This window comes from Enterobacter sp. 18A13 (assembly GCF_007035975.1).
GTDB classification, from domain to species: Bacteria; Pseudomonadota; Gammaproteobacteria; order Enterobacterales; family Enterobacteriaceae; genus Enterobacter; species Enterobacter vonholyi.
In genome coordinates this window covers 4,144,807-4,169,400 of record NZ_AP019634.1, presented here as the reverse complement: position 1 = coordinate 4,169,400, position 24,594 = coordinate 4,144,807, and the positions used below count along the sequence as shown (strand labels likewise).

The 24,594-nt window shown below is 55.9% G+C and carries 20 protein-coding genes; 11 read left to right on the top strand and 9 right to left on the bottom strand.

Translation table 11 applies throughout. From position 1 onward, the window contains the following. Position 1: 1 nt before the first annotated feature. From aaeB to FOY93_RS20110, 3 genes are all read left to right on the top strand, one after another. On the top strand, positions 2-1,969 hold the full coding sequence (gene aaeB / locus FOY93_RS20120) for a p-hydroxybenzoic acid efflux pump subunit AaeB (protein ID WP_143345592.1): 1,968 nt from the start codon (positions 2-4) through the stop codon (positions 1,967-1,969). 90 nt (positions 1,970-2,059) lie between these two features. Beyond that, positions 2,060-3,514: an NAD-dependent succinate-semialdehyde dehydrogenase gene (locus FOY93_RS20115; RefSeq protein WP_143345591.1), complete on the top strand. Its 1,455-nt coding sequence runs from the start codon at positions 2,060-2,062 to the stop codon at positions 3,512-3,514. A gap of 45 nt (positions 3,515-3,559) precedes the next feature. Beyond that, positions 3,560-3,832, top strand: a complete 273-nt coding sequence (locus FOY93_RS20110; protein WP_008502839.1) for a barstar family protein — start codon at positions 3,560-3,562, stop codon at positions 3,830-3,832. Between the two features lie 61 nt (positions 3,833-3,893). Here the strand turns inward: FOY93_RS20110 and yhcN (FOY93_RS20105) are convergent, their stop codons facing one another. The 3 genes from yhcN (FOY93_RS20105) to argR form a co-directional block, all read right to left on the bottom strand. Next, positions 3,894-4,160, bottom strand: coding sequence for a peroxide/acid stress response protein YhcN (gene yhcN, locus FOY93_RS20105; protein ID WP_133295219.1), 267 nt, complete (start codon positions 4,158-4,160; stop codon positions 3,894-3,896). 110 nt (positions 4,161-4,270) lie between these two features. Next, positions 4,271-4,534: a peroxide/acid stress response protein YhcN gene (gene yhcN, locus FOY93_RS20100; protein ID WP_023309389.1), complete on the bottom strand. Its 264-nt coding sequence runs from the start codon at positions 4,532-4,534 to the stop codon at positions 4,271-4,273. 375 nt (positions 4,535-4,909) lie between these two features. Further along, a complete protein-coding gene (argR, locus tag FOY93_RS20095) occupies positions 4,910-5,380 on the bottom strand; it encodes a transcriptional regulator ArgR (protein ID WP_023309388.1) in 471 nt (156 codons plus the stop codon). Positions 5,381-5,777: 397 nt separating this feature from the next. Between argR and mdh the strand changes: the two genes are divergently transcribed. Next, positions 5,778-6,716, top strand: coding sequence for a malate dehydrogenase (gene mdh / locus FOY93_RS20090; protein WP_045329693.1), 939 nt, complete (start codon positions 5,778-5,780; stop codon positions 6,714-6,716). A 55-nt stretch (positions 6,717-6,771) separates the two neighbouring features. On the opposite strand, the gene degS is transcribed toward mdh, so the two are convergent. From degS to zapG, 3 genes are all read right to left on the bottom strand, one after another. Then, the gene (gene degS / locus FOY93_RS20085; protein WP_111964987.1) at positions 6,772-7,839 is read right to left on the bottom strand and encodes an outer membrane-stress sensor serine endopeptidase DegS; all 1,068 of its coding nucleotides are present in this window, start codon (positions 7,837-7,839) and stop codon (positions 6,772-6,774) included. 91 nt (positions 7,840-7,930) lie between these two features. Continuing rightward, positions 7,931-9,298 (bottom strand): serine endoprotease DegQ, encoded by a 1,368-nt coding sequence (gene degQ / locus FOY93_RS20080; protein WP_143345590.1) that lies wholly within the window; start codon positions 9,296-9,298, stop codon positions 7,931-7,933. 171 nt (positions 9,299-9,469) lie between these two features. Further along, positions 9,470-9,868 carry a Z-ring associated protein ZapG gene (zapG, locus tag FOY93_RS20075; protein ID WP_008502832.1) on the bottom strand — a complete coding sequence of 133 codons (399 nt, stop codon included), beginning with the start codon at positions 9,866-9,868 and terminating at the stop codon, positions 9,470-9,472. A gap of 189 nt (positions 9,869-10,057) precedes the next feature. On the opposite strand from zapG, the gene zapE reads away from it, so the two are divergent. The 5 genes from zapE to sspB all read left to right on the top strand — a co-directional run bounded on the left by zapE (position 10,058) and on the right by sspB (position 13,771). After that, positions 10,058-11,182: a cell division protein ZapE gene (gene zapE, locus FOY93_RS20070; protein ID WP_143345589.1), complete on the top strand. Its 1,125-nt coding sequence runs from the start codon at positions 10,058-10,060 to the stop codon at positions 11,180-11,182. 302 nt (positions 11,183-11,484) lie between these two features. Beyond that, positions 11,485-11,913, top strand: a complete 429-nt coding sequence (gene rplM / locus FOY93_RS20060; RefSeq protein ID WP_003860434.1) for a 50S ribosomal protein L13 — start codon at positions 11,485-11,487, stop codon at positions 11,911-11,913. A 15-nt stretch (positions 11,914-11,928) separates the two neighbouring features. Beyond that, positions 11,929-12,321, top strand: coding sequence for a 30S ribosomal protein S9 (gene rpsI / locus FOY93_RS20055; protein WP_003860436.1), 393 nt, complete (start codon positions 11,929-11,931; stop codon positions 12,319-12,321). A 308-nt stretch (positions 12,322-12,629) separates the two neighbouring features. Then, positions 12,630-13,268 carry a stringent starvation protein SspA gene (gene sspA / locus FOY93_RS20045; protein WP_014885418.1) on the top strand — a complete coding sequence of 213 codons (639 nt, stop codon included), beginning with the start codon at positions 12,630-12,632 and terminating at the stop codon, positions 13,266-13,268. A 5-nt stretch (positions 13,269-13,273) separates the two neighbouring features. After that, entirely contained in the window at positions 13,274-13,771 is a 498-nt protein-coding gene (gene sspB / locus FOY93_RS20040) for a ClpXP protease specificity-enhancing factor (protein ID WP_115876392.1), read from the top strand. Positions 13,772-13,799: 28 nt separating this feature from the next. Here sspB and gltD read toward each other — a convergent pair whose 3' ends face one another. Then, a complete protein-coding gene (gene gltD / locus FOY93_RS20035) occupies positions 13,800-15,218 on the bottom strand; it encodes a glutamate synthase subunit GltD (protein WP_023309377.1) in 1,419 nt (472 codons plus the stop codon). A 9-nt stretch (positions 15,219-15,227) separates the two neighbouring features. Then, positions 15,228-19,688, bottom strand: a complete 4,461-nt coding sequence (gene gltB, locus FOY93_RS20030; protein WP_115876363.1) for a glutamate synthase large subunit — start codon at positions 19,686-19,688, stop codon at positions 15,228-15,230. Between the two features lie 687 nt (positions 19,689-20,375). On the opposite strand from gltB, the gene mnmL reads away from it, so the two are divergent. Continuing rightward, complete coding sequence (mnmL, locus tag FOY93_RS20025) at positions 20,376-21,317, top strand: tRNA modification radical SAM protein MnmL/YtqA (RefSeq protein WP_133295472.1); 942 nt, start codon at positions 20,376-20,378, stop codon at positions 21,315-21,317. On the opposite strand, the gene FOY93_RS20020 is transcribed toward mnmL, so the two are convergent. After that, positions 21,297-22,799, bottom strand: coding sequence for a helicase HerA-like C-terminal domain-containing protein (locus FOY93_RS20020; protein WP_126303140.1), 1,503 nt, complete (start codon positions 22,797-22,799; stop codon positions 21,297-21,299). The genes mnmL and FOY93_RS20020 overlap by 21 nt on opposite strands. A gap of 137 nt (positions 22,800-22,936) precedes the next feature. Here FOY93_RS20020 and FOY93_RS20015 point away from each other — a divergent pair, with 137 nt between their 5' ends. Continuing rightward, the gene (locus FOY93_RS20015; protein WP_133295215.1) at positions 22,937-24,577 is read left to right on the top strand and encodes a dihydroxyacetone kinase subunit DhaK; all 1,641 of its coding nucleotides are present in this window, start codon (positions 22,937-22,939) and stop codon (positions 24,575-24,577) included. The last annotated feature ends 17 nt before the right edge of the window (positions 24,578-24,594 follow it).

Genomic DNA, 24,594 nt, shown 5'->3' with positions numbered 1-24,594 from the left:
TATGGGCATCTTTTCCATCGCCAGCCAGCACATTCGCTTCGCCGTGAAGCTGGCGTGTGCCATTGTGCTGGCGCTGTTTGTTGGCTTTCACTTCCAGCTTGAAACACCTCGCTGGGCAGTGCTGACGGCTGCGATTGTCGCGGCGGGCCCGGCCTTTGCCGCGGGTGGGGAACCTTATTCAGGCGCGATCCGCTATCGCGGGATGCTGCGTATCATCGGAACGTTCATCGGCTGTCTCGCGGCGCTCACCATTATTATTCTGATGATCCGCACGCCATTGCTGATGCTGATGGTGTGCTGTATCTGGGCGGGTTTTTGCACCTGGATCTCGTCTCTGGTGAAAGTGGAGAACTCCTACGCCTGGGGGCTGGCGGGCTATACCGCGCTGATTATTGTCATCACCATTCAGTCCGAGCCGCTGCTCGCCCCGCAGTTTGCAGTTGAGCGCTGCAGCGAGATTGTCATTGGTATCGTGAGTGCGATTGTCGCGGATCTGCTGTTCTCTCCGCGCTCCATCAAGCAGGAAGTCGACCGTGAGCTTGACGCGCTGATCGTTGCTCAATACCAGCTGATGCAGCTGTGTATTAAACACGGCGACAGCGAAGAGGTCGATAAAGCCTGGAGCGGGCTTGTTCGTCGCACGCAGGCGCTGGAAGGGATGCGCAGCAACCTTAACATGGAGTCCTCGCGCTGGGCCCGCGCAAATCGTCGCCTTAAAGCCCTTAATACTGTCTCTCTGACGCTGATTACCCAGGCATGTGAAACCTATCTGATTCAGAACACCCGGCCGGAAGCGGTCACCGATACGTTCCGCGAACTGTTCGCCGAGCCGGTGGAAACCGTGCAGGACGTGCATAAGCAGCTTAAACGTATGCGCCGGGTGATTGCCTGGACCGGGGAGCGCGACACGCCGGTAACGATCTACACCTGGGTCGGCGCTGCGACGCGCTACCTGCTGCTGAAGCGCGGCGTGATTGGTAACACCAAAATCAGCGCGGCGGAAGAAGAGGTGCTGCAGGGGGAAGTGGTGATCAAGGCGGAATCCGCCGAGCGCCATCATGCCATGGTCAATTTCTGGCGTACGACGCTTGCCTGCATGCTCGGCACGCTGTTCTGGCTGTGGACGGGCTGGACGTCCGGCAGCGGCGCGATGGTGATGATTGCCGTTGTGACCGCACTGGCGATGCGTCTGCCTAATCCGCGTATGGTCGCCATTGATTTCCTTTACGGCACGATTGCCGCGTTGCCGATAGGCGCACTCTATTTCCTGGTCATCATCCCGTCGACGCAACAGAGCATGCTGCTGCTCTGTATTAGCCTGGCGGTAATGGCGTTCTTTATAGGCATTGAAGTGCAAAAGCGGCGTCTGGGATCGCTGGGGGCGCTGGCGAGTACGATTAACATCATCGTGCTCGATAACCCGATGACCTTCCATTTCAGCCAGTTCCTCGACAGCGCGTTAGGCCAGCTGGTGGGCTGCTTCCTGGCCATGATGGTGATACTGCTGGTGCGGGATAACTCGCAGGCAAGAACGGGCCGCGTGCTGCTGAACCAGTTCGTGTCGGCTGCCGTGTCATCTTTGACAACCAATACCGCGCGCCGTAAAGAGAACCACCTCCCCGCGCTGTACCAGCAGCTGTTTTTGCTGCTGAACAAGTTCCCGGGCGATATCGCGAAGTTCCGCCTGGCGTTAACCATGATCATTGCGCACCAGCGTTTGCGTAACGCGCCCGTGCCGATCAACGACGATCTGTCGGCATACCACCGCCAGCTGCGTCGTACCGCCGATCACGTGCTTTCTGCCAGCAGCGATGACAAACGGCGCCGCTACTTTACGCAGCTGCTTGAAGAGCTCGATATCTATCAGGAAAAGCTCAAGCAATGGGAAGCGCCGCCTCAGGTGACCGAGCCGGTAGGAAGGCTAGTGTTTATGCTGCATCGTTACCAGAATGCCCTCACTGATAGCTGACTGAAGTAAAAAAACCGACGCCAAAAGCGTCGGTTTTTTTGTGGCTATACTTATTCCAGCACATTCTTACATTTCAGAAAGGGAGGACACATGACGACCCAGGCGCTTCAGGACCACATCCTTTTTCAGACCGGCTATCTGGTCAACGGAATCTGGAAAACGCTGGACACGACGTTTGATGTGCTGAATCCCGCGACCGGTGAGGTCATTGCTAAAGTCGCAAAAGCGGGTAAAGCACAAACCGAAGAGGCTATCGCAGCGGCTACCAAAGCGTTCCCGGCATGGCGTGCCAAAACCGCGAAAGAACGCTCGGCGATTCTCTACCGCTGGTATGAATTGATTATTGAGAATAAAAGCTGGCTCGGGCGGTTAATGACCACCGAACAGGGCAAACCCCTGAAAGAAGCGGAGGGCGAAGTGGAGTACGCTGCCAGCTTTATCCAGTGGTTTGCCGAAGAGGCTAAACGCGCGAATGGTGAAATTATTCCACCGATCAAACCTGGCTCACGCATTCTGGCGACCCGTGAACCCATTGGTGTGGTCGCTGCGATTACGCCGTGGAACTTCCCAATGGCCATGCTCACCCGCAAGTTAGGCCCGGCGCTGGCGGCCGGATGTACCGGAGTTATTAAACCGGCCAACAACACGCCGCTCAGCGCCTTTGCGCTGCTTACTCTGGCGAAACAGGCCGGTGTGCCCGACGGCGTTCTCAACGCCGTTGCCGGGAATACGCATGAAATCAGCGATGCGATTATGGCAAGTCGCGACGTGCGTAAGATCTCCTTTACCGGCTCAACCTCCGTCGGCAAAACGCTGGTGCGTAACGCAGCCGAAACCATGAAGAAAGTCTCGATGGAGCTGGGCGGAAATGCCCCGTATATCGTTTTTGAGGATGCGGACATCGACGCAGCGGTTAAGGGCGCGATCGCCAACAAGTTTCGCAATGCCGGGCAGGTCTGCGTCAGCGTGAACCGTTTTTATATTCAGGAAACCGTCTACGACAAATTTGTGAATAAACTTGCCGATGCCGTGAAGGCGCTGAAGGTGGGTAACGGTCTTGAGGAGGGGGTGGTCGTCGGGCCGCTGATTGAACCTTCTGCGGTGAACAAAGTGCGTGAGCATGTCGACGACGCCGTTGCCCGGGGGGCAACCGTACTGGCAGGAGGTAAGCCCCATCCGCTTGGCGGGAATTTCTGGATGCCAACCGTATTGGGCGACTGCCATGAAGGCATGAAGCTGGCAGAAGAAGAGACGTTTGGCCCGGTGGCGGCGTGCTTTCGTTTCACCTCGGAGGATGAGGTCATCCAGCGCGCCAACAATACGCCTTATGGGCTGGCGGCTTACTTTTATACCCAGAATCTCTCACGGGTCTTCCGCGTTTCACAGGCCATCGAGAGCGGGATGATTGGCATTAATGAGTGCGCCGTCTCCACGGAGCTCGGGCCTTTTGGCGGCGTAAAAGAGTCAGGTCTTGGACGAGAAGGCTCCGTGCTGGGACTGGAAGAGTATCTGGAAGTTAAAACCCTGCATATTGGGGGATTATAATAGACAGGGCGGCAGCTGCCGCTCGCCTGGACTGGGTGGCTGGCAATGAAAACCTATACGTTTGATTTTGACGAGATCGACAGTCAGGAAGACTTCTACCGGGAATTTATCCGGGTGTTTGATCTTGAAAGGGAAAGCGTGACGAATCTGGATACGCTTTGGGACGTGGTCACCGGCAGTCTGTTGCCGCTCCCGCTGGAGATTGAGTTTATCCATTTGCCCGATAAGCTGCGAAGACGTTTTGGCGCGCTGATATTGCTGTTCGATGAAGCGGAAGAAGAGCTTGAAGGGCAGTTGCGCTTTAACGCGCGGCACTGAATGAAAAAAGCCCCTGACCATGAGGCCAGGGGCAAGTCGTATGATGAGATACGACGAGGGTTTATTTATACAGTTCTGCAGTTGCATGCCAGTGGTCACCCTGATTCAGTTCGGTGACGCGATAGCTGCTGGCGCCTGCTTTTTCAGCTTTGGCGGCCAGTTCGTGACGGATATCCATCGGTGAGCCAGTGACAGACGTCACGGAGACGCTGCCCATACGCTGTAGATTTTGTGCCTGGTCGGCATTCACCTGCTGTACGGCTGCACTTGCGCCGAAAGAGATAACGGATGCCAGACCGAGGGTTGCGATGATCAATTTGGTTTTCATAGTCTTTACTCCTGAATAGGGTTTTTACTCAACGGCGAGAAGGGTTGAACCGCTATTTTTATGCCTGGTGCCGTTGAGTGGAGATTTACGTTTTCAGCTATTACTAAAACTTATTTGTAGAGCTCAGCGGTGGCGTGCCAGTGGTCGCCAGAACGCGCTTCGATGATGCGATATGATGATGCACCCTGTTCTTCCGCTTTTTTGTTCAGCATCTCATGCATGTCCATTGGCGATGTGCCGACCGCGCCGACAGAAACCGTACCGATGGCCTGACGGGATTGCGCCTGGTCAGCATTAATAGAGTCAGCCGCGAAAGCACCGAATGACAGGACAGACAGGACGCTCAGAGCCGCTACAGTTGATTTGATTTTCATGATTCTTACCTCGTCGAATTTTTTAGTGGGGTCTTGTTTCGTGACCCTCATCACAAAATCAAGCATACACTAATAACGGAAAAAATTAATACCAGACTAATGGTTTCTATTGTTATTACGTGTTAACCAGTCCTTTTTTTATAACCAAATTGCATAATATTGGGTGTTTTTTACACGTTTTTGTTGGTGATAGCTAATGAAATCATATGGATATCAACTTTTGATTTTTTGTGCGATTCTTTGATTTAGCATTCACCATGTGAATGTTAATGAGTGGTAAAAAGCACTATTTGTCAAAGTGAAGGGCAGTAGAAAAGAGGGGAGAACGCAGCGGAAGCAGAACGATCCCCGCAGCGGCGCTACGGGGAGAGGGGATTAGAGTTCCTGTTCGAACAGAACCAGAATCGCTTCGTGGAGATCTTTCACGGAAAAACCGCTAGCCGGTGTGGTAAAGATGGTGTCATCGCCGGCGATAGTCCCGAGGATACCCTCCGTTTTACCCAGCGAGTCCAGCATGCGGGCAATCAGCTGTGCGGCGCCGGGGCTTGTGTGGATCACCACTACGGCGTCGTTATGATCGATATCCAGAACCAGATTTTTGAGCGGGCTGGAGGTGGTCGGCACGCCAAGTTCTGCTGGCAGGCAATAGACCATCTCCATCTTGGCGTTACGGGTACGCACCGCGCCAAATTTCGTTAACATGCGGGAGACTTTCGACTGATTGATATTATCGAAGCCTTGTTCCTGCAGCGCCTGAACAATTTCTCCCTGAGAACTGAATTTCTCTTCTTTAAGTAGCGCCTTAAACGCCTTAACTAATTCTTCTTGCTTAGACGAGCTTCGCATAAGTCACCCGGAATATGACGATAGAAACAACATTATTATGCATGTGGATGAATTTTTATGCAAATTATCTACTCAGCGCCAGGCTGAAATAATGTTATGAAAGGGAGTGATTTTATCAGATTTCGTTATCAGAAAACATGCCTGGGTCACGCCGCGCAAATAAGCTTAAAAGTAAATTAAATGTTATCAAAATGATGTTGTTTTGGTGGCGGGGCAGGGTGTATTGTAACCACCTCTTAATGCGTTGCCCTCTGTCGTCAGATAGTTTTCTGGTGAGAGATAAAGTCGCGTGACCTCAAATTCTTTAGCTACGAAAATTGTAATTATTTACTTGCTGAATTATGGTCGCCGCAACGGATTTACAGATACTTAAGTTAACCATAATAAGGAGTTTAGGATGAAAGTCGCAGTCCTCGGCGCTGCTGGTGGTATCGGCCAGGCGCTTGCCCTACTACTGAAAACCCAACTGCCTTCAGGCTCAGAACTCTCCCTGTACGATATTGCTCCGGTAACCCCAGGCGTGGCGGTTGACCTGAGCCACATCCCAACTGCTGTAAAAATCAAAGGCTTCTCCGGTGAAGATGCACGTCCTGCACTGCAGGGTGCCGACGTGGTGCTGATTTCTGCAGGCGTAGCGCGTAAGCCGGGCATGGATCGTTCAGACCTGTTCAACGTCAACGCGGGCATCGTGAAAAACCTGGTGCAGCAGATTGCTGAAGTGTGCCCGAAAGCGTGCATCGGTATCATCACTAATCCGGTGAACACCACCGTTGCTATCGCGGCAGAAGTGCTGAAGAAAGCAGGTGTTTACGACAAAAACAAACTGTTCGGCGTAACCACGCTGGATATCATCCGTTCCAACACCTTTGTTGCTGAGCTGAAAGGCAAACAGCCAACAGAAGTGGAAGTTCCGGTCATCGGCGGTCACTCTGGCGTTACCATCCTGCCTCTGCTGTCGCAGATCCCAGGCGTGAGCTTCACCGAGCAGGAAGTGGCTGACCTGACTAAACGCATCCAGAATGCGGGCACCGAAGTGGTGGAAGCGAAGGCGGGTGGCGGTTCTGCAACCCTGTCTATGGGCCAGGCGGCTGCACGTTTCGGTCTGTCACTGGTTCGCGCTCTGCAGGGCGAGAAAGGCGTTGTTGAATGCGCTTACGTTGAAGGCGATGGCGAACACGCTCGCTTCTTCTCTCAGCCGCTGCTGCTGGGTAAAAACGGTATCGAAGAGCGTAAATCCATTGGTAGCCTGAGCGCGTTTGAACAACACGCGATGGAAGGCATGCTGGATACGCTGAAGAAAGATATCACCCTGGGCGAAGAGTTCGTTAACAAGTAATACGAACCGTCTCCCGGCAAAAAACGGAGCTCATCGCTCCGTTTTTTTATGCCTGTCAGTTTGTTGCCGGGTATTCCTGAATCGTTACGTGCAGCGTCAGTTTCTTATCGTTGCGCATGACCTCAACAGGGATGATAGAACCCGGGCGAATTTCCGCCACCTGATCCATCGTCTCCAGCGCAGAGACCGCCGGCGTGCCGTTGACCGACACAATCACATCGTTTACCTGAATTCCCGCGTTGGCCGCCGGACCCCCTGGCGCCACCTCGTTAACCACGATGCCCTGGATCTGATCGATTCCGCCGCCCTGGGTATGCATCGGCGCAATTTCGCGCCCGCCGATACCGATATAGCCGCGGATAACGCGTCCGTCGCGGATCAGCTTATCCATAATTTTGGTCGCCAGCTGGAACGGAATGGCAAAGCCGATCCCTTCCGGCGTCTCACCGTCGTTACTCTTGTCGAACGAGAGGGTGTTGATGCCCATCAGTTCGCCCAGCGAGTTGACCAGCGCACCGCCGGAGTTACCGTGGTTGATGGAGGCATCGGTTTGCAGGAAATTCTGCCGTCCGGATGGGTTGAGGCCGATACGACCGGTCGCGCTGATAATCCCCTGGGTGATGGTCTGGCCCAGGTTGTAAGGGTTACCAATCGCCAGGACGACATCACCAATATGCGGGGTACGTTTACGGTTGATCGGGATGACCGGCAAACCGCCCGTGGCGTTAATCTTCAGGACGGCCAGATCGGTCAGGCTGTCAGACCCAACGAGTAATGCCTCAAACACGCGGCCATCCTGCAGAGCGACGATGATCTGGTCGGCATCGTTAATCACGTGCTTGTTGGTAATAATGTAGCCGCGCTCGTCCATGATCACGCCGGAGCCGAGGGTACGGATCTCCAGCTGGTTGTGGGCTGAGCTATTCAGGCCGCGGTTATAGACGTTAACTACGGCGGGGGCGGCTCGGCGGACGGCCTGGTTATAGGTGGCCGGCGTTTCATCCGTGCTATCAAACTGGGGAGCAGACAGTTTATTGAACTGACGTAAAGACGGCAGCGCCAGCAGCAGCAGGCCAGCGACAATCAAACCGATGACAATAGAACGTAAGAGCTTTGAAAGCATGATGCGCGTTTCGTTAAAAAAGGAACGATTTGCAGCATAACATGAGTTATCCGGACATCACATGCAGCGGTGATGTCCGGATCGCAAATGCTTAGCGCAACAGAATATAGATGGACTCATTGCCACGCATGACCTGCAGGGCAACAACCGCCGGTTTGCTTTCCAGCACTTTGCGCAGTTCGGCAATAGACTGCACGCGATTGCGGTTTACACCGATGATCACGTCATCCTGATGCAATCCGGCCTGCGCGGCAGGGCTGCTCTTCTCGACGGTGTCGATGCTAATGCCTTTCGTACCGTCTTTCAGCTGACCGTCGCTCAACGTAGCCCCTTGCAGCGCCGGGGCAATAAGCTCCGCGCTGGCCGAGGAAGAGGTGCTCTTATCCAGCGTCACTTCAACGTCAAGCGGCTTACCGTCACGTATCAGGCCCAGCTTCACTTTGGCGCCTGGTTCGGTTGTGGCAATCCGCGAACGCAGTTCTGCAAAGCTGTTCAGCGGTTTGTCGTTCAGGCTGACGATCACATCCCCCGATTTCACGCCCGCTTTTGCGGAGCCGGAGTTTGGCAGCACTTCACTGACAAACGCCCCGCGCTGTACATTGATGTTGAACGCTTTTGCGATATCAGCGCTCATCTCCATACCTTTAATGCCCAGCAGCCCGCGTTTGATTTCACCGAACTGGATCAGCTGCTGCGCCAGGGTTTTGGCCATATTGCTGGGGATAGCAAAACCGATCCCGATGCTGCCGCCGCCTGGGGCCAGAATCGCCGTGTTAATCCCAATCAGCTCGCCGTTAAGGTTGAGCAATGCCCCTCCGGAGTTTCCACGGTTGATTGAGGCATCGGTCTGGATAAAGTTTTCCAGCCCCTCCAGATTCAGGCCGCTACGCCCCAGCGCGGAGACGATCCCGGAGGTGGCGGTTTGCCCTAAGCCAAAGGGGTTGCCCACGGCGACGGCAAAGTCGCCGACGCGCAGTTTGTCAGAATCCGCGATGGCAATCTGGGTCAGATTGCTGGGGTTTTGCACCTGCAGCAGCGCGATGTCGCTCTGGTCATCGCCGCCGATCAGTTTGGCATCAAATTCGCGGCCATCGTTCAGCTGGACGCTGATTTTATCGGCCTGGCTGATGACGTGATTGTTGGTCAGGATATAGCCTTTTGCCGCATCAATAATTACGCCAGAGCCCAGGCCTTCAAAAGGCTGCGCCTGCTGGTCGGGAGACTCATCGCCGAAATATTTTTTCAGTTCTTCAGGGACGCGTTGGCTTTGTACCGCGGTGCCCTCAACCTGAACGCTGACGACCGCAGGCAACACTTTTTCCAGCATGGGCGCGAGGCTTGGAATGGCCGCCTGGCCAGGCACCTGGGAAGGTATGGCGGCAAATACAGGGACGGACGCCGAGAGAGATAACCCGACACTTAACGCGATAGCGCTCAACAGCTGGTTTTTTTTCTTCATCGATGTTGACTCTCGTAACCTGGAATAAAGGAAAAACGGCCCCAAAAACACGTTGATGTTATTGAATTTTAAACCGCTGAACAATGAGGTGTTTAACTAAATGATAGCTGGGGTCATGAAGAAAGGACGGGCGCAATCGCTGCGCCCGTAAAATAAATTCAGGTTGTGCGATTAATCGCGTTTTACACCGCCGCGCAGCAGGCCGGACGCGCCATCGGAGTAGTCGCGAGGCATCTGAACGGGCGCCTGATCGTTACCGGCCTCAGAGTCAGCCAGACGGTTGCGGAATGGGTTAGTTTCAGCGGTCATTTCCGGCAGCAGGCTGCTGGAGCTTTTTGCCATATGTTGATACAGCTGACGATAGTCGGTCGCCATGTTGTCCAGCAGCTCGGCGCTGCGGGCAAAATGGCTGACCAGCTCTTCACGATACTCTTCCAGCTCGGCTTTGTTCTTTTCCAGTTCGTATTGCAGTGACTGCTGCTGACGCAATTTGCGATTACCGAAACGCATGGCCACAGCACCGATGACGATGCCGACGACTAAACCGATTAGCGCATATTCCCAGGTCATGAACTTCTCCCGTTGTCTTGTTGTTCCGTAGGGTGTTGGCTCGGCTCCTGCCTGTGCCTGATAATGCCACTATAACCGCTATTTCTGCAGAAGTGGAATCCTGACGTATCATCGCGTAGTGTAGAACGGCCTTTTTTTCATCAGTCACGTCTGCTGATGAGCGTTAATTGAAGGAATAACAATAAGATTATGCAAAACCTGTCCCCTGCATCGCGATATCAACTGGCCCTTAACGAGGGCACTCATCAGCCTGACGACGTTCAACGTGAGGCGGTAAACCGTCTGGAGATGATTTACCAGGAGCTCACGGCAAAACCCGCTGAAACCGAACAGAATGGCGGGCTAAAGGCGGCGTTTGGGCGGTTGCTCGGTAAAAAAGCGCCACAGGCTCACGCGCCGGCGCGCGGTTTATACATGTGGGGCGGGGTCGGTCGCGGAAAAACCTGGCTGATGGACATGTTCTACCAGAGCCTGCCAGGTACACGTAAACAGCGTCTGCACTTCCACCGCTTTATGCTGCGGGTGCATGAAGAGCTGACTGCGCTGCAGGGTAAAAGCGATCCGCTGGAGATTGTGGCCGACCGGTTCAAGGCGGAAACGGACGTACTCTGCTTCGATGAGTTTTTTGTGTCTGACATCACCGATGCCATGCTGTTAGGCGGCCTGATGAAGGTGCTATTTGCCCGCGGGATTACGCTGGTGGCCACGTCGAATATCCCGCCGGACGATCTGTACCGCAACGGCCTGCAGCGAGCACGCTTCCTGCCCGCCATTGACGCTATCAAACAGCATTGTGACATTATGAACGTCGATGCCGGTGTCGATTATCGTCTGCGCACGCTGACCCAGGCGCACCTGTGGCTTTCGCCGCTAAATGCCGATACCACCCGCGAGATGGATAAACTTTGGCTGGCGCTGGCGGGAGCAAAGCGCGAGCACGCCCCGGAACTCGAGATTAACCATCGCCCGCTCCCCACCCTTGGCGTCGAAAACCAAACGCTGGCGGTCTGCTTTACGACGCTTTGCGTGGATGCCCGTAGCCAGCACGACTACATTGCGCTTTCACGTCTGTTCCACACCGTGATGGTGCTGGATGTGCCGGTGATGACGCGGCTGATGGAGAGCGAGGCGCGACGCTTCATTGCGCTGGTGGACGAGTTTTATGAGCGCCACGTCAAGCTGGTGGTCAGCGCCGAGGTACCTTTATATGAGATTTACCAGGGAGAGCGACTGAAGTTTGAGTTCCAGCGCTGCCTGTCTCGCCTGCAGGAGATGCAGAGCGAGGAGTACCTGAAGCTGGAGCATATGCCTTAATAAATACCACCCTCTCCCTGAGAAGGGAGCCTTGTAGGCCGGGTAAGGCGCAGCCGCCACCCGGCATTTGCCGTGGCCCCGAAAAACCCATTCCAAATCACATTTAAGGGTCGATCTTTGACCTCAACTTCTCTATAATCTTGCGACCCCACGTTACGAGAAGGTTTTTTTCCCGAAACTTTCTATGTGTCGGCATGTGCTATTCGAAGGGGTAGGTTTGCCGGACTTTGTCGTGTGAACCTCAACTGACTAAACGTTTGGGTGTTCACCAACGTGTAACTTATTATTTGGGTAAGCTTTTAATGAAAACTTTTACAGCTAAACCAGAAACCGTACAGCGCGACTGGTATGTTGTTGACGCGACCGGTAAAACTCTGGGCCGTCTGGCTACTGAACTGGCTCGTCGCCTGCGCGGTAAGCATAAAGCGGAATACACTCCGCACGTTGATACCGGTGATTACATCATCGTTCTGAACGCTGATAAAGTTGCTGTAACCGGCAACAAGCGTACTGACAAAATGTACTACCACCACACCGGCCACATCGGTGGTATCAAAGAAGCGACCTTTGAAGAGATGATTGCCCGCCGTCCTGAGCGTGTGATTGAAATCGCGGTTAAAGGCATGCTGCCAAAAGGCCCGCTGGGTCGTGCTATGTTCCGTAAACTGAAAGTTTACGCAGGCAACGAGCACAACCACGCGGCACAGCAACCGCAAGTTCTTGACATCTAATCGGGATTATAGGCAATGGCTGAAAATCAATACTACGGCACTGGTCGCCGCAAAAGTTCCGCAGCTCGCGTTTTCATCAAACCGGGCAGTGGTAAAATCGTAATCAACCAGCGTTCTCTGGAACAATACTTCGGTCGCGAAACTGCCCGCATGGTAGTTCGCCAGCCGCTGGAACTGGTTGACATGGTAGAAAAACTGGATCTGTACATCACCGTTAAAGGTGGTGGTATCTCCGGTCAGGCAGGTGCGATCCGTCACGGTATCACCCGCGCTCTGATGGAGTACGACGAATCCCTGCGTTCTGAACTGCGTAAAGCTGGCTTCGTTACTCGTGACGCGCGTCAGGTTGAACGTAAGAAAGTGGGTCTGCGTAAAGCACGTCGTCGTCCACAGTTCTCCAAACGTTAATCCATTCTGCTTACGCAGAACGATTGGCGAAAAACCCGCTTCGGCGGGTTTTTTTATGGATAATGCGCAGGTTATCCACAATATCCATGCATATATCTTCTCTTTTTCCACATTTCCAGAATCCCCTCACCACAAAGCCATCAAAATCTGGTAAACTATCATCCAATTTTCTGCCCAAATATCGGTGAATACTCGATTTTTGTTCGATTCTTGAACAATGTGTTTTCTCTGGGATGGGCGATACAACATCTGGCTGGCCCCTGTTGGGCTGGTAGCAGTAAAAATTCTGAATATACCTGGAGGTTTTCATGGCTGTCGCTGCCAACAAACGTTCGGTAATGACGCTGTTTTCTGGTCCTACTGACATTTATAGCCATCAGGTTCGTATCGTGCTGGCCGAGAAGGGTGTCAGTTTTGAGATCGAGCATGTGGAAAAGGATAACCCGCCTCAGGATCTGATCGATCTCAACCCGAGCCAAAGCGTACCGACGCTGGTGGATCGCGAGCTGACCCTGTGGGAATCCCGTATCATTATGGAATATCTGGATGAGCGTTTCCCGCATCCGCCGCTGATGCCTGTTTACCCTGTCGCGCGTGGTGAAAGCCGCCTGTACATGCAGCGTATCGAAAAAGACTGGTACTCGCTGATGAACGTGATTACCAGCGGTTCCGCTTCTGAAGCTGACGCTGCGCGTAAGCAACTGCGTGAAGAGCTGCTGGCAATCGCCCCGGTGTTTGGTCAGAAACCGTTCTTCCTGAGCGATGAGTTCAGCCTGGTGGATTGCTACCTGGCACCGCTGCTGTGGCGTCTGCCGACCCTGGGCGTAGAGTTCAGCGGTCCTGGCGCGAAAGAGCTGAAGGGCTACATGACTCGCGTCTTTGAGCGCGACTCTTTCCTGGCATCCTTAACTGAACCGGAACGTGAAATGCGTCTCGGCCGAGGCTAATGACTGTGGAAATGTCACAACTTACCCCACGCCGTCCTTATCTGCTGCGCGCCTTCTATGAATGGCTGCTGGATAACCAGCTCACGCCGCACCTGGTTGTGGATGTGACGTTGCCGGGCGTGCTGGTTCCAATGGAATACGCACGTGACGGGCAGATCGTACTGAACATCGCCCCGCGCGCGGTGGGTAACCTGGAGCTGGCGAACGATGAAGTGCGCTTCAACGCGCGTTTCGGCGGCGTGCCGCGTCAGGTTTCCGTTCCGCTGGCCGCTGTGCTGGCCATCTACGCGCGTGAAAACGGTGCGGGAACTATGTTCGAGCCGGAAGCGGCGTATGATGAAGAGGTTGCCAGCCTGAATGATGAGAATGCATCTGATGAGCGCGAAAGCGACACGGTGATGTCACTTATCGATGGCGATAAACCCGATCATCACGATGACAATGACCCTGATGACGATCCGCCTCCGCGCGGTGGTCGTCCGGCTCTTCGCGTCGTGAAATAAAAAAACAGGCCCAATCGGGCCTGTTTTTTTACACTTCCAGGTAGTTCAGGATCCCGTCAGCCGCCTTGCGGCCTTCGGCAATCGCCGTCACCACCAGGTCGGAACCGCGAACGATATCGCCACCGGCGAAGATTTTCGGGTTGCTGGTCTGGAACGCATTATCGCTGCCTTCTGGCGCGATTACGCGGCCCTGCGAATCCAGCTCAACGCTGTGCTTCGCCAGCCACTCCATGCTGTGAGGGCGGAAACCGAACGCCATCACCACGGCATCGGCCGGGATCACGTGTTCAGAACCGGCGACGATCTCGGCGCGACGGCGACCTTTCGCATCCGGTGCGCCCATCTCGGTACGCGCCATCTTCACGCCGCTCACTTTGCCGTTGGCATTCACTTCAATACCCAGAGGCTGGATGTTGAACTGGAACTCCACGCCCTCTTCACGCGCGTTTTTCACTTCGCGCTTAGAGCCCGGCATGTTCTCTTCGTCACGACGGTAGGCGCAGATCACGTGTGCCGCATTCTGACGAATGGAGGTACGCACGCAGTCCATCGCGGTATCACCGCCGCCCAGCACCACCACGCGTTTGCCTTCCATGCTGACGAACGGCTCATCGGCGGTTTCGCCATAGCCCATGATCTGCTTGGTGTTGGCAATCAGGAACGGCAGCGCGTCGTACACGCCTGGCGCGTCTTCGTTTTCCAGACCGCCGCGCATGGACTGATAGGTGCCCACGCCCAGGAATACGGCGTCGTAATCCTTCAGCAGGTCGTCGAGCTGCACGTCGCGGCCCACTTCCACGTTCAGTTTGAACTCAATGCCCATGCCGGTGAAGATTTCCCGGCGACGGGTCATGACCTCTTTTTCCAGCTTGAAGGCCGGGATACCGAAGGTCAGCAGACCGCCGATTTCCGGATGACGGTCAAAGACCACCGCCTTCACGCCGTTGCGGGTCAGTACGTCCGCACAGGCCAGGCCCGCCGGGCCCGCGCCGATGATCGCCACGCGCTTGTCGGTTTGCTTCACGCCGGTCATGTCCGGACGCCAGCCCATCTCGAACGCTTTATCGTTGATATAACGCTCAATGTTGCCGATGGTCACCGCACCGAACTCGTCGTTCAACGTACAGGAGCCTTCGCACAGACGGTCCTGAGGACACACGCGGCCGCACACTTCCGGCAGGGTATTGGTCTGGTGAGACAGCTCGGCGGCTTCAAAAATACGTCCTTCGTTGGCCAGCTTCAGCCAGTTAGGGATGTAGTTGTGTACCGGACATTTCCATTCGCAGTAAGGGTTACCGCAGGACAGGCAGCGGTCTGCCTGTGCTTTGGCCTGGCCTTCTGAAAACGGCTCGTAGATTTCAACAAATTCAATTTTGCGGATCTTCAGCGGTTTCTTTGGCGGATCAACACGCTGCAGGTCGATAAACTGGTATACGTTCTGGCTCATCTGAATTCCTTACTGCGCCTGCACGCGCAGCTCTGCTGCGCTACGACTACGGTGACCCAACAGGGCTTTAACATCGCTGGACTTCGGCTTAACCAGCGCGAATTTCGCAGAGAACGCCGGCCAGTTCGCCAGGATCTCTTCGCCGCGCGAAGAACCGGTATGCTGCACGTGTTCGGTAATTAAACCGCGCAGGTGTTCTTCGTGAATGGCCAGCGTGTCAACGTCCAGCACTTCCACCAGCTCCGGGTTCACGCGTTTGCGGAACTCGCCGTCTTCGTCCAGGACGTACGCAAAACCGCCCGTCATGCCCGCGCCGAAGTTCACGCCGGTTTTACCCAGAACGCAAACAATCCCGCCCGTCATGTATTCACAACCGTTATCGCCAATGCCTTCCACCACGGTGATGGCACCGGAGTTACGCACCGCAAAACGCTCGCCCGCACGGCCTGCTGCAAACAGACGACCGCCGGTCGCGCCGTACAGGCAGGTGTTACCGATGATGCTGGCCTCATGGCTGCGGAAGGCTGAGCCGACCGGAGGACGCACCGCCAGCAGACCGCCCGCCATGCCTTTACCGACGTAGTCGTTGGCATCGCCGGTCAGGTACAGCTCAACACCACCTGCGTTCCACACGCCGAAGCTCTGACCCGCGGTACCGCTGAAGTGCGCGGTAATCGGATCCGACGCCAGCCCCTGGTCACCGTGCGTCTGCGCGATGTAGCCGGAGAGCGATGCACCCACGGAACGGTCGGTGTTACGGATATCAAACCAGAACGTTTTGCTCTGCTTGTCGTCCACGTACGGCTTCGCCTGCTGCAGCAGCTGTGCGTTCAGCACGCCGTTATCAAACGGAGGGTTGTTCTCGGTGCAGTAGACCGCTTTGCCAGGATGCGGCTGCGCGGTTTCCAGCAGCTTAGACAGCTCCAGCTTTTGCTGCTTGGCGGTGAAGCCTTCCAGCTCTTTCAGCAGGTCGGTACGGCCAATCAGGTCCACCAGACGTTTCACGCCCAGCTGCGCCATCAGCTCGCGGGTTTCACGGGCGATGAACTCAAAGTAGTTTGTCACTTTGAACGGCAGGCCGTGATAGTGGTTCTTACGCAGCTTCTCGTCCTGGGTTGCAACGCCGGTTGCGCAGTTGTTCAGGTGGCAAATACGCAGGTATTTACAGCCCAGCGCGACCATTGGACCCGTACCGAAACCGAAGCTTTCCGCACCGAGGATCGCCGCCTTGATGATGTCGAGGCCAGTTTTCAGACCGCCATCCACCTGCAGACGGATCTTATGACGCAGACCGTTAGCCACCAGCGCCTGCTGGGTTTCCACCAGGCCAAGCTCCCACGGACAGCCCGCATATTTCACGGAGGAGAGCGGGCTTGCGCCGGTACCGCCGTCATAACCGGCAATGGTGATGAGATCCGCATAGGCCTTCGCCACGCCGGTCGCGATGGTGCCAACGCCCGGTTCGGAAACCAGCTTCACGGAGATCATCGCCTTCGGGTTGACCTGTTTCAGGTCGAAAATAAGCTGCGCCAGGTCCTCGATAGAGTAGATATCGTGGTGCGGCGGCGGGGAGATCAGCGTCACGCCCGGCACGGAATAGCGCAGTTTGGCGATGTACGGGGTGACTTTATCACCCGGCAGCTGACCGCCTTCGCCCGGTTTAGCACCCTGAGCAACTTTAATCTGAATCACGTCGGCGTTGACCAGGTACGCAGGCGTTACGCCAAAGCGACCGGATGCCACCTGCTTGATACGGGACACTTTGTTGGTGCCGTAACGCGCAGGGTCTTCACCGCCTTCGCCGGAGTTGGAGTTGCCGCCGATGCTGTTCATGGCTTCCGCCAGCGCTTCGTGGGCTTCCGGGCTCAGCGCGCCGATGGACATCGCCGCGGTATCGAAGCGTTTGAACAGTTCCGATGCCGGTTCAACTTCGTCAATGCTGACCGCTTCATCGCCCGGATTGAGGGCAATAAGGTCGCGCAGCGTCGCCGCCGGACGGTTATTCACCAGCTCAGCGTACTGCTGATAATCGCTGTATTCACCGCTCTGAACCGCCTGCTGCAGCGTGCGCACCACGTCCGGGTTATAGGCGTGGTATTCGCCACCGTGAACGTATTTCAGCAGACCGCCCTGATCCAGCGGCTTACGTGCCAGCCAGGCGCGCTTGGACAGGTTCACCAGATCCTGCTGGAAGTCCGCAAAACCGGCGCCGCCGATGCGGCTGACCACGCCCTGGAAGCAGAGGTTGGCAACCTCGTCATGCAGGCCGACCGCTTCAAACAGCTTAGAACAGCGGTAGGAGGCAATGGTCGAGATGCCCATTTTGGACATGATCTTGTACAGACCTTTGTTGATGCCGTTACGGTAGTTCAGCATCACCGCGCGGTAATCTTTGTCGATCGCGCGGGTATCCACCAGACGGGCCAGCGTTTCGTAGGCCAGGTACGGGTAGATCGCCGTCGCGCCGAAGCCCAACAGCACGGCAAAGTGATGCGGGTCGCGGGCGCTTGCGGTTTCAACAATGATGTTCGCGTCGCAGCGCAGGCTCTTATCGACCAAACGCGTCTGGATAGCGCCGACCGCCATCGGGGCAGGTACAGGCAGACGGTTTTTCGCGATATTACGGTCGGACAACACCAGCAGCACGGTGCCGTTACGCACCATCTGTTCGGCTTTGTCACACAGCGCATTCACCGTCTCTTCAAGGCTCGCTTCGTTCACGTCGAAGGTAATGTCGAGCGTGTCGGCGCGGTAGTGCTCCTCTTTCATGGTGGTGAGCTGTTTGAAATCTGAATACAGCAGGATCGGCGATTTAAAGGTCAGACGATGCGCCTGGCCTTCGGCCTCGCAGAAGACGTTCATCTCACGACCGATGCTGGTGGCCAGCGACATCACGTGTGCTTCACGCAGCGGATCGATTGGCGGGTTGGTCACCTGCGCGAACTGCTGGCGGAAGTAGTCGTAAATGATGCGCGGCTGGCTGGAGAGCACGGCAAACGGGGTATCGTCACCCATCGAGCCGACCGCTTCCTGGCCGTTTTCACCGAGCACGCGGATGACAGAGTCCAGCTCTTCCGCGCTGTAGTTAAACTGCTTCTGGTAGCTCGCGAGAGTATCGTCGTCCAGCTCGCGGCTGCCCACTTCTTCGTCCGTAAGATCTTCGAACGGCACCAGGCGACGCACGTTCTTCTCCATCCACTCTTTGTACGGGTGGCGGCTCTTCAGATCGTTGTCGGTTTCGGCGGAGTGCAGGATGCGCCCACCGCGTGTGTCGATAACCATCAGCTCGCCCGGACCAACGCGGCCTTTCTCGACCACTTCGTCAGGCTGGTAATCCCAGATGCCGACTTCAGAGGCGCAGGTGATGAGCTTGTCTTTGGTGATAACGTAGCGCGCCGGACGCAGACCGTTACGGTCCAGGTTACAGGCGGCAAAACGGCCGTCGGACATAACGATGCCTGCTGGGCCGTCCCACGGCTCCATGTGCATGGAGTTGAAGTCGAAGAACGCGCGCAGCTCAGGATCCATATCCGGGTTGTTCTGCCAGGCCGGCGGCACGAGCAGACGCATGGCGCGCACGATATCCATCCCGCCCGCCAGCAGAAGTTCCAGCATATTATCCATCGAGCTGGAGTCCGAGCCGGTTTCGTTCACGAACGGCGCGGCATCGTGCAGATCGGGGATCAGTGGCGTCTGGAACTTATAGGTACGGGCGCGGGCCCACTGGCGGTTACCGGTGATGGTGTTGATCTCGCCGTTGTGCGCCAGGTAGCGGAACGGCTGAGCCAGCGGCCAGCGTGGAACGGTGTTGGTGGAGAAGCGCTGGTGGAACAGGCAAATGGCCGATTCCAGACGCAGGTCCGCCAGGTCCAGGTAGAAGCGCGGCAGGTCAGCCGGCATACACAGACCTTTATAGATATTCACCAGGTTAGAGAGGCTACAGACGTAGAACTCTTTATCGTCCTGGAGACGTTTTTCAATGCGGCGGCGGGCGATAAACAGACGGCGTTCCATATCACGTGGACGCCAGCCCGCAGGCGCGTTGACGAAAATCTGTTCAATACGAGGCAGCGAGGAGAGGGCGATTTCACCGAGCACCCCTTCGTTGGTTGGCACATCGCGCCAGCCGACAATCGACAGGGTTTCACGCTGAAGTTCTTCTTCGACGATGCGGCGTGAGGCGGCAGCCTTTTCAGGATCCTGATTCAGGAACAGCATGCCGACAGCGTAGTTTTTGGCTAAACGCCAGCCGCGCTCTTCCGCCACGATGCGGAAGAAACGATCCGGTTTTTGCAGCAGCAGGCCGCAACCGTCGCCGGTTTTACCATCTGCAAGGATGGCGCCACGGTGCTGCATACGGGCCAGTGCGTGAATAGCAGTACGCACTACCTTGTGGCTAGGTTCGCCTTCTATGTGGGCGATCAGGCCGAAACCACAGTTATCCTTCTCAAGGGATTTATCGTACAACATATCAGTGAACCTCCCCAGGCTCGTCGGGCTTCCCACTGAACTTTACCGTGGCGCACAGGCACAGAAAGAGCATGGCGACGGGGTTTGCGTTTCATACGCGGACCTCGCATTCGCCCTCTTTTTCATCCTTTCGCGCAGGTAAACAAGTTTGAGGACTTGCTTCAGAGGGAATCTCAATTACTGCATAAATATGATGAGCAGGCCGCTCATCCAGAAAGCTTCCAGCGGATTTCCAACTTATCGGGAATTGGTACACAGGTCAAATGGCAATCTTATTTATACAAAAATGTGCTAAAGAGAGTATATGTAATTGTATTTTAAGTGTATTTAACTATTTTTACATTGATTGAATGACCTGAGAGCGCGCAGCGGAGTGTGATCTGACTCACTATATGAAAGCGGTATTATCAACGTAGCGTGCTGAATAGCGGTTTTATATCAGAACAATAATCTGTAAATGGATGCAAACCCGCATAAACCCACTGTTTTTCAGTGGTGGCGCTATAAATGAAAAAAACAATCAGAACATAAGGAAAAGTAATCACAGACGGCGTGAATGAAATTGCAGTAATCGTGAGTATTTATTCATATGGATAAAGGCCGTCCAGGGCGATTGATCCAGGTCATCGCCGACAGAGGCTAAAAGTGGCAGGCTTGTCCCCTTTCTCCGGGACGGTCTATCAGATTATGCAGTTACAGAAATTAGTCAATATGTTTGGTGGGGATCTTTTGCAGCGGTACGGGCAAAAGGTTCATAAGCTGACGCTGCACGGCGGGTTTAGCTGCCCGAATCGCGATGGCACCATCGGGCGCGGCGGCTGCACCTTCTGTAACGTTGCGTCCTTTGCTGACGAGGCCCAGCGGCATAAATCTATCGCTGAACAGCTTGCCCACCAGGCCAGCCTGGTGAACCGCGCGAAGCAATATCTGGCCTATTTCCAGGCCTACACCAGCACGTGGGCGGAGGTGCAGGTATTGCGTTCGATGTATCAGCAGGCCGTCAGCCAGGCCAATATTGTTGGGCTTTGCGTGGGCACACGCCCGGACTGCGTACCGGACGCGGTGCTGGACCTGCTCAGCGAGTACAAAGAACAAGGCTACGAGATCTGGCTGGAGCTGGGCTTGCAGACCGCGCACGACAAAACGCTGCACCGTATTAACCGTGGCCATGATTTCGCCTGCTACCAGCGCACCACGCGCCTGGCCCGCGAGCGCGGGCTGAAGGTCTGCTCGCATCTGATTGTTGGGTTACCCGGCGAGGGTCAACAGCATGGTCTTGAAACGCTGGAAAAGGTGGTTGAAACCGGCGTGGACGGCATTAAGCTGCACCCGCTGCATATCGTGAAGGGCAGTATTATGGCGAAAGCCTGGGAGGCTGGGCGGTTAAGCGGTATTGAGCTTGAAGACTATACGGTGACAGCGGGGGAGATGATTCGCCATACGCCGCCGGATATTGTCTACCACCGCATCTCGGCCAGCGCCCGCCGTCCAACGCTTCTGGCACCGCTATGGTGTGAGAACCGCTGGACGGGGATGGTGGAAATTGACCGCTATCTTCAGGAGAACGGCGTACAGGGTTCGGCGCTGGGCCGCCCCTGGATTCCGCGTCTAGCGGCGACGGCCGCCTAACAAACTACCCAGCATGCCGCGCACGATCTGATTGGTGACCTGTCGGGCTGCGCTTTTCGCCATGGTCTGCACCACGCCGTCGCGCTTGCCGCCGCGCGGCCCGGTGCTGCCGAAAAGAATGTCTTTGAGCCCACCGAGAATGCCGTCATCGACGGCGACAGATTGCCCTTTAGCGGCAGGCGCAGCCTGCGATTCTGTTGTCGCCTGGACCCCTTTTTGCAGCATCTCGAACGCGGACTCGCGATCCTCCTCGTCTTCGTATTTCCCGTAAACCGGAGAGTGGTTAATCAGGCCGTTGCGCTCATCGTCGGTCACCGGCCCCATACGCGAGCAAGGCGCGATCACCATGGCGCGTTCTACCACAGACGGGCTGCCCTTCGCATCCAGGAACGAGATCAGCGCTTCACCGGTGCCTAGCGCCTGAATCGCCGCTTCGGTATCAAAGGCAGGATTGGCGCGCATGGTTTGCGCGGCGGCTTTCACCGCTTTCTGATCTTTTGGCGTAAAGGCGCGCAGGGCATGCTGCACGCGGTTGCCGAGCTGCCCGAGCACGTTGTCGGGGATATCCGACGGGTTTTGCGAGACAAACCAGACGCCGACTCCTTTGGAGCGGATCAGGCGGATAACCTGTTCGATCTTATCCAGCAATACCTGCGGCGCGTCGTTAAACAGCAGATGCGCTTCGTCAAAGAAGAACACCAGCTTCGGTTTTTCCAGATCGCCCGCTTCCGGTAATTGTTCATAGAGCTCGGAGAGCATCCACAGCAGGCTAGCGGCGTAGAGTTTCGGCATCTGGTAGAGCTTCTCTGAGCTCAGGATGTTAATAATGCCTTTGCCGCTGCTGTCGGTGCGCATCCAGTCCTTGATATCCAGCATCGGCTCGCCGAAGAAGTGTTCGGCCCCCTGCTGCTCAAGCGTCAGTAGACCGCGCTGAATAGCGCCCACCGAGGCGCTGCTGATATTGCCGTACTGGTTCTGGAAGGATTTGGCGTTATCGCCGATGTATTGCGTAATGGCGCGTAGATCTTTGAAATCAAGCAGCAGCAATCCCTGATCGTCGGCAATGCGGAAGATAATATTCAGCACGCCGGACTGCACGTCGTTGAGGTTAAGCAGACGGGCCAGCAGCAGCGGGCCGAGATCGGAGACGGTGGCGCGCACCGGGTGGCCTTTCTCACCAAAGATATCCCACACCACCACCGGGTTACCGTGCGGCGTCCAGTCCGTGATGCCAATATTTTTCAGCCGCTCGAGCAGTTTTTCAGATGCCGTCCCATCCTGAGCCACACCGGTTAAATCGCCTTTCACGTCAGCCATAAAGACCGGTACGCCAATCTCCGAAAGCGACTCCGCCAGCTTTTGCAGGGTGACGGTTTTCCCCGTCCCGGTCGCTCCGGTGATCAGACCGTGGCGGTTCGCCATCGCGGGTAGTAAATACAGCTCTTTTTCCAGCGTCCTGGCAATTAACAATGGTGTACTCATGATGCGCTTCCTCTCTTAGTCCTGGGTGGAGTATAGGCAACCTGGCCGCAATTTGGTTGAGTAAATTCCTGACTTTGCGGCGCATTATCCAGCGCGGGCTATGCTTTTGCATACGGTTCACAAAATAGTGGGAAACTATGTCCAGATTCTTCTTTAACGATCGTAAACAGCTGGTCAACGATGCCATTGAAGGCATACTGCTTTCTGCGCCACACGCCAATCTCGTCAAGCTTGATATCGATCCGGCCATCAGGATCGTCGCACGCGGCGACTGGGACAAAAGCCGCGTGGCGGTGATCTCCGGCGGCGGCTCAGGCCACGAACCCGCGCACGCCGGGTTTGTCGGCAAAGGAATGCTGACGGCGGCAGTGTGTGGCGATCTGTTCGCCTCGCCGAGCGTGGATGCGGTGCTGAACGCCATTGTGGCGGTCACGGGCGATCGCGGCTGTCTGCTGATCGTCAAAAACTACACCGGCGATCGCCTGAACTTTGGTCTGGCGGCGGAAAAGGCCAAACGCTACGGCCTCAAGGTGGAGATGGTGATCGTGGCGGACGATATCGCGCTGCCGGATAACAAGCAGCCGCGCGGTATTGCCGGAACGGCACTGGTGCACAAGATTGCCGGCTATGCGGCGGAGCAGGGGAAATCGCTGAGCGAGGTGCGGGATATTGCGCAACAGGCCTGCGATAACCTCTGGAGCCTGGGCGTGGCGATGCAAACGTGCAACCTGCCGGGCAGCGACGATGAAGAGGGGCGGATTAAACAAGGCCATGTCGAGCTGGGCCTGGGCATTCACGGAGAGCCCGGGGCTTCCGTGGTGGATACGCAAAACAGCAAAGCCATTATCGACACCCTGGTGACGCCGTTACGCGCGCAGGCGGGCGAGGGGCGTTTTGCGGTATTGATTAACAATCTTGGCGGCGTATCTGCGCTGGAGATGGCGCTGCTGACCAAAGAGCTGGCGCACTCGGCGCTGAAAGAGAACATCGCGTACCTGATTGGCCCTGCGCCGCTGGTCAGCGCGCTGGATATGAAAGGCTTTTCGCTGACGCTGCTGAAGCTCAATGATTTCTTCGAAAAAGCGATTCACGCCGATGTCGAGACGCTGGGCTGGCAGAAGCCCGTGGCGTTTGCGCCACTGCGTACCGTGGCGCACAGCGCCATTCATGATCGAGTGGAATATACCTCATCGGACAATCCGCAGGTGGGAGCGTGTGTCTTCTCAGTGACAAAAACGCTGATCCAGCTGGAAAACCGCCTGAACGCGCTGGATGCGAAAGTGGGTGATGGCGATACCGGCTCCACCTTTGCGCAAGGGGCGCGGGATATTGCGCAGCGACTGGAGGAGAACACGCTCCCGCTTAATGATGTGTCTAAGCTGCTGCTGCTGGTTGGCGAGCGGCTGGCGACGGTGATGGGCGGGTCGAGCGGGGTGCTGATGTCGATCTTCTTCACCGCGGCCGGGCAAAAGCTTCACGATGGTCAGACGCTCCCTGAGGCCTTGCTCAGCGGACTGGCGCAGATGAAGCAGTACGGCGGGGCAGATCTCGGCGATCGCACGCTGATCGATGCGCTGCAACCGGCGCTGGAGGCGTTGCTGAAGGGAGATATCGAGGCAGCGGCGAAGGCTGCACAGCACGGTGCCGAAGCAACGGCGAAAATGGCGAAAGCCGGCGCGGGACGCTCGTCGTATGTCAATAAAGAGAACCTGGATGGGGTAATGGATCCGGGAGCGGTCGCGGTAGCGGAAGTATTTAACGTATTGGCGCAGCAGTGAAGGTAGGCCGGGTAAGG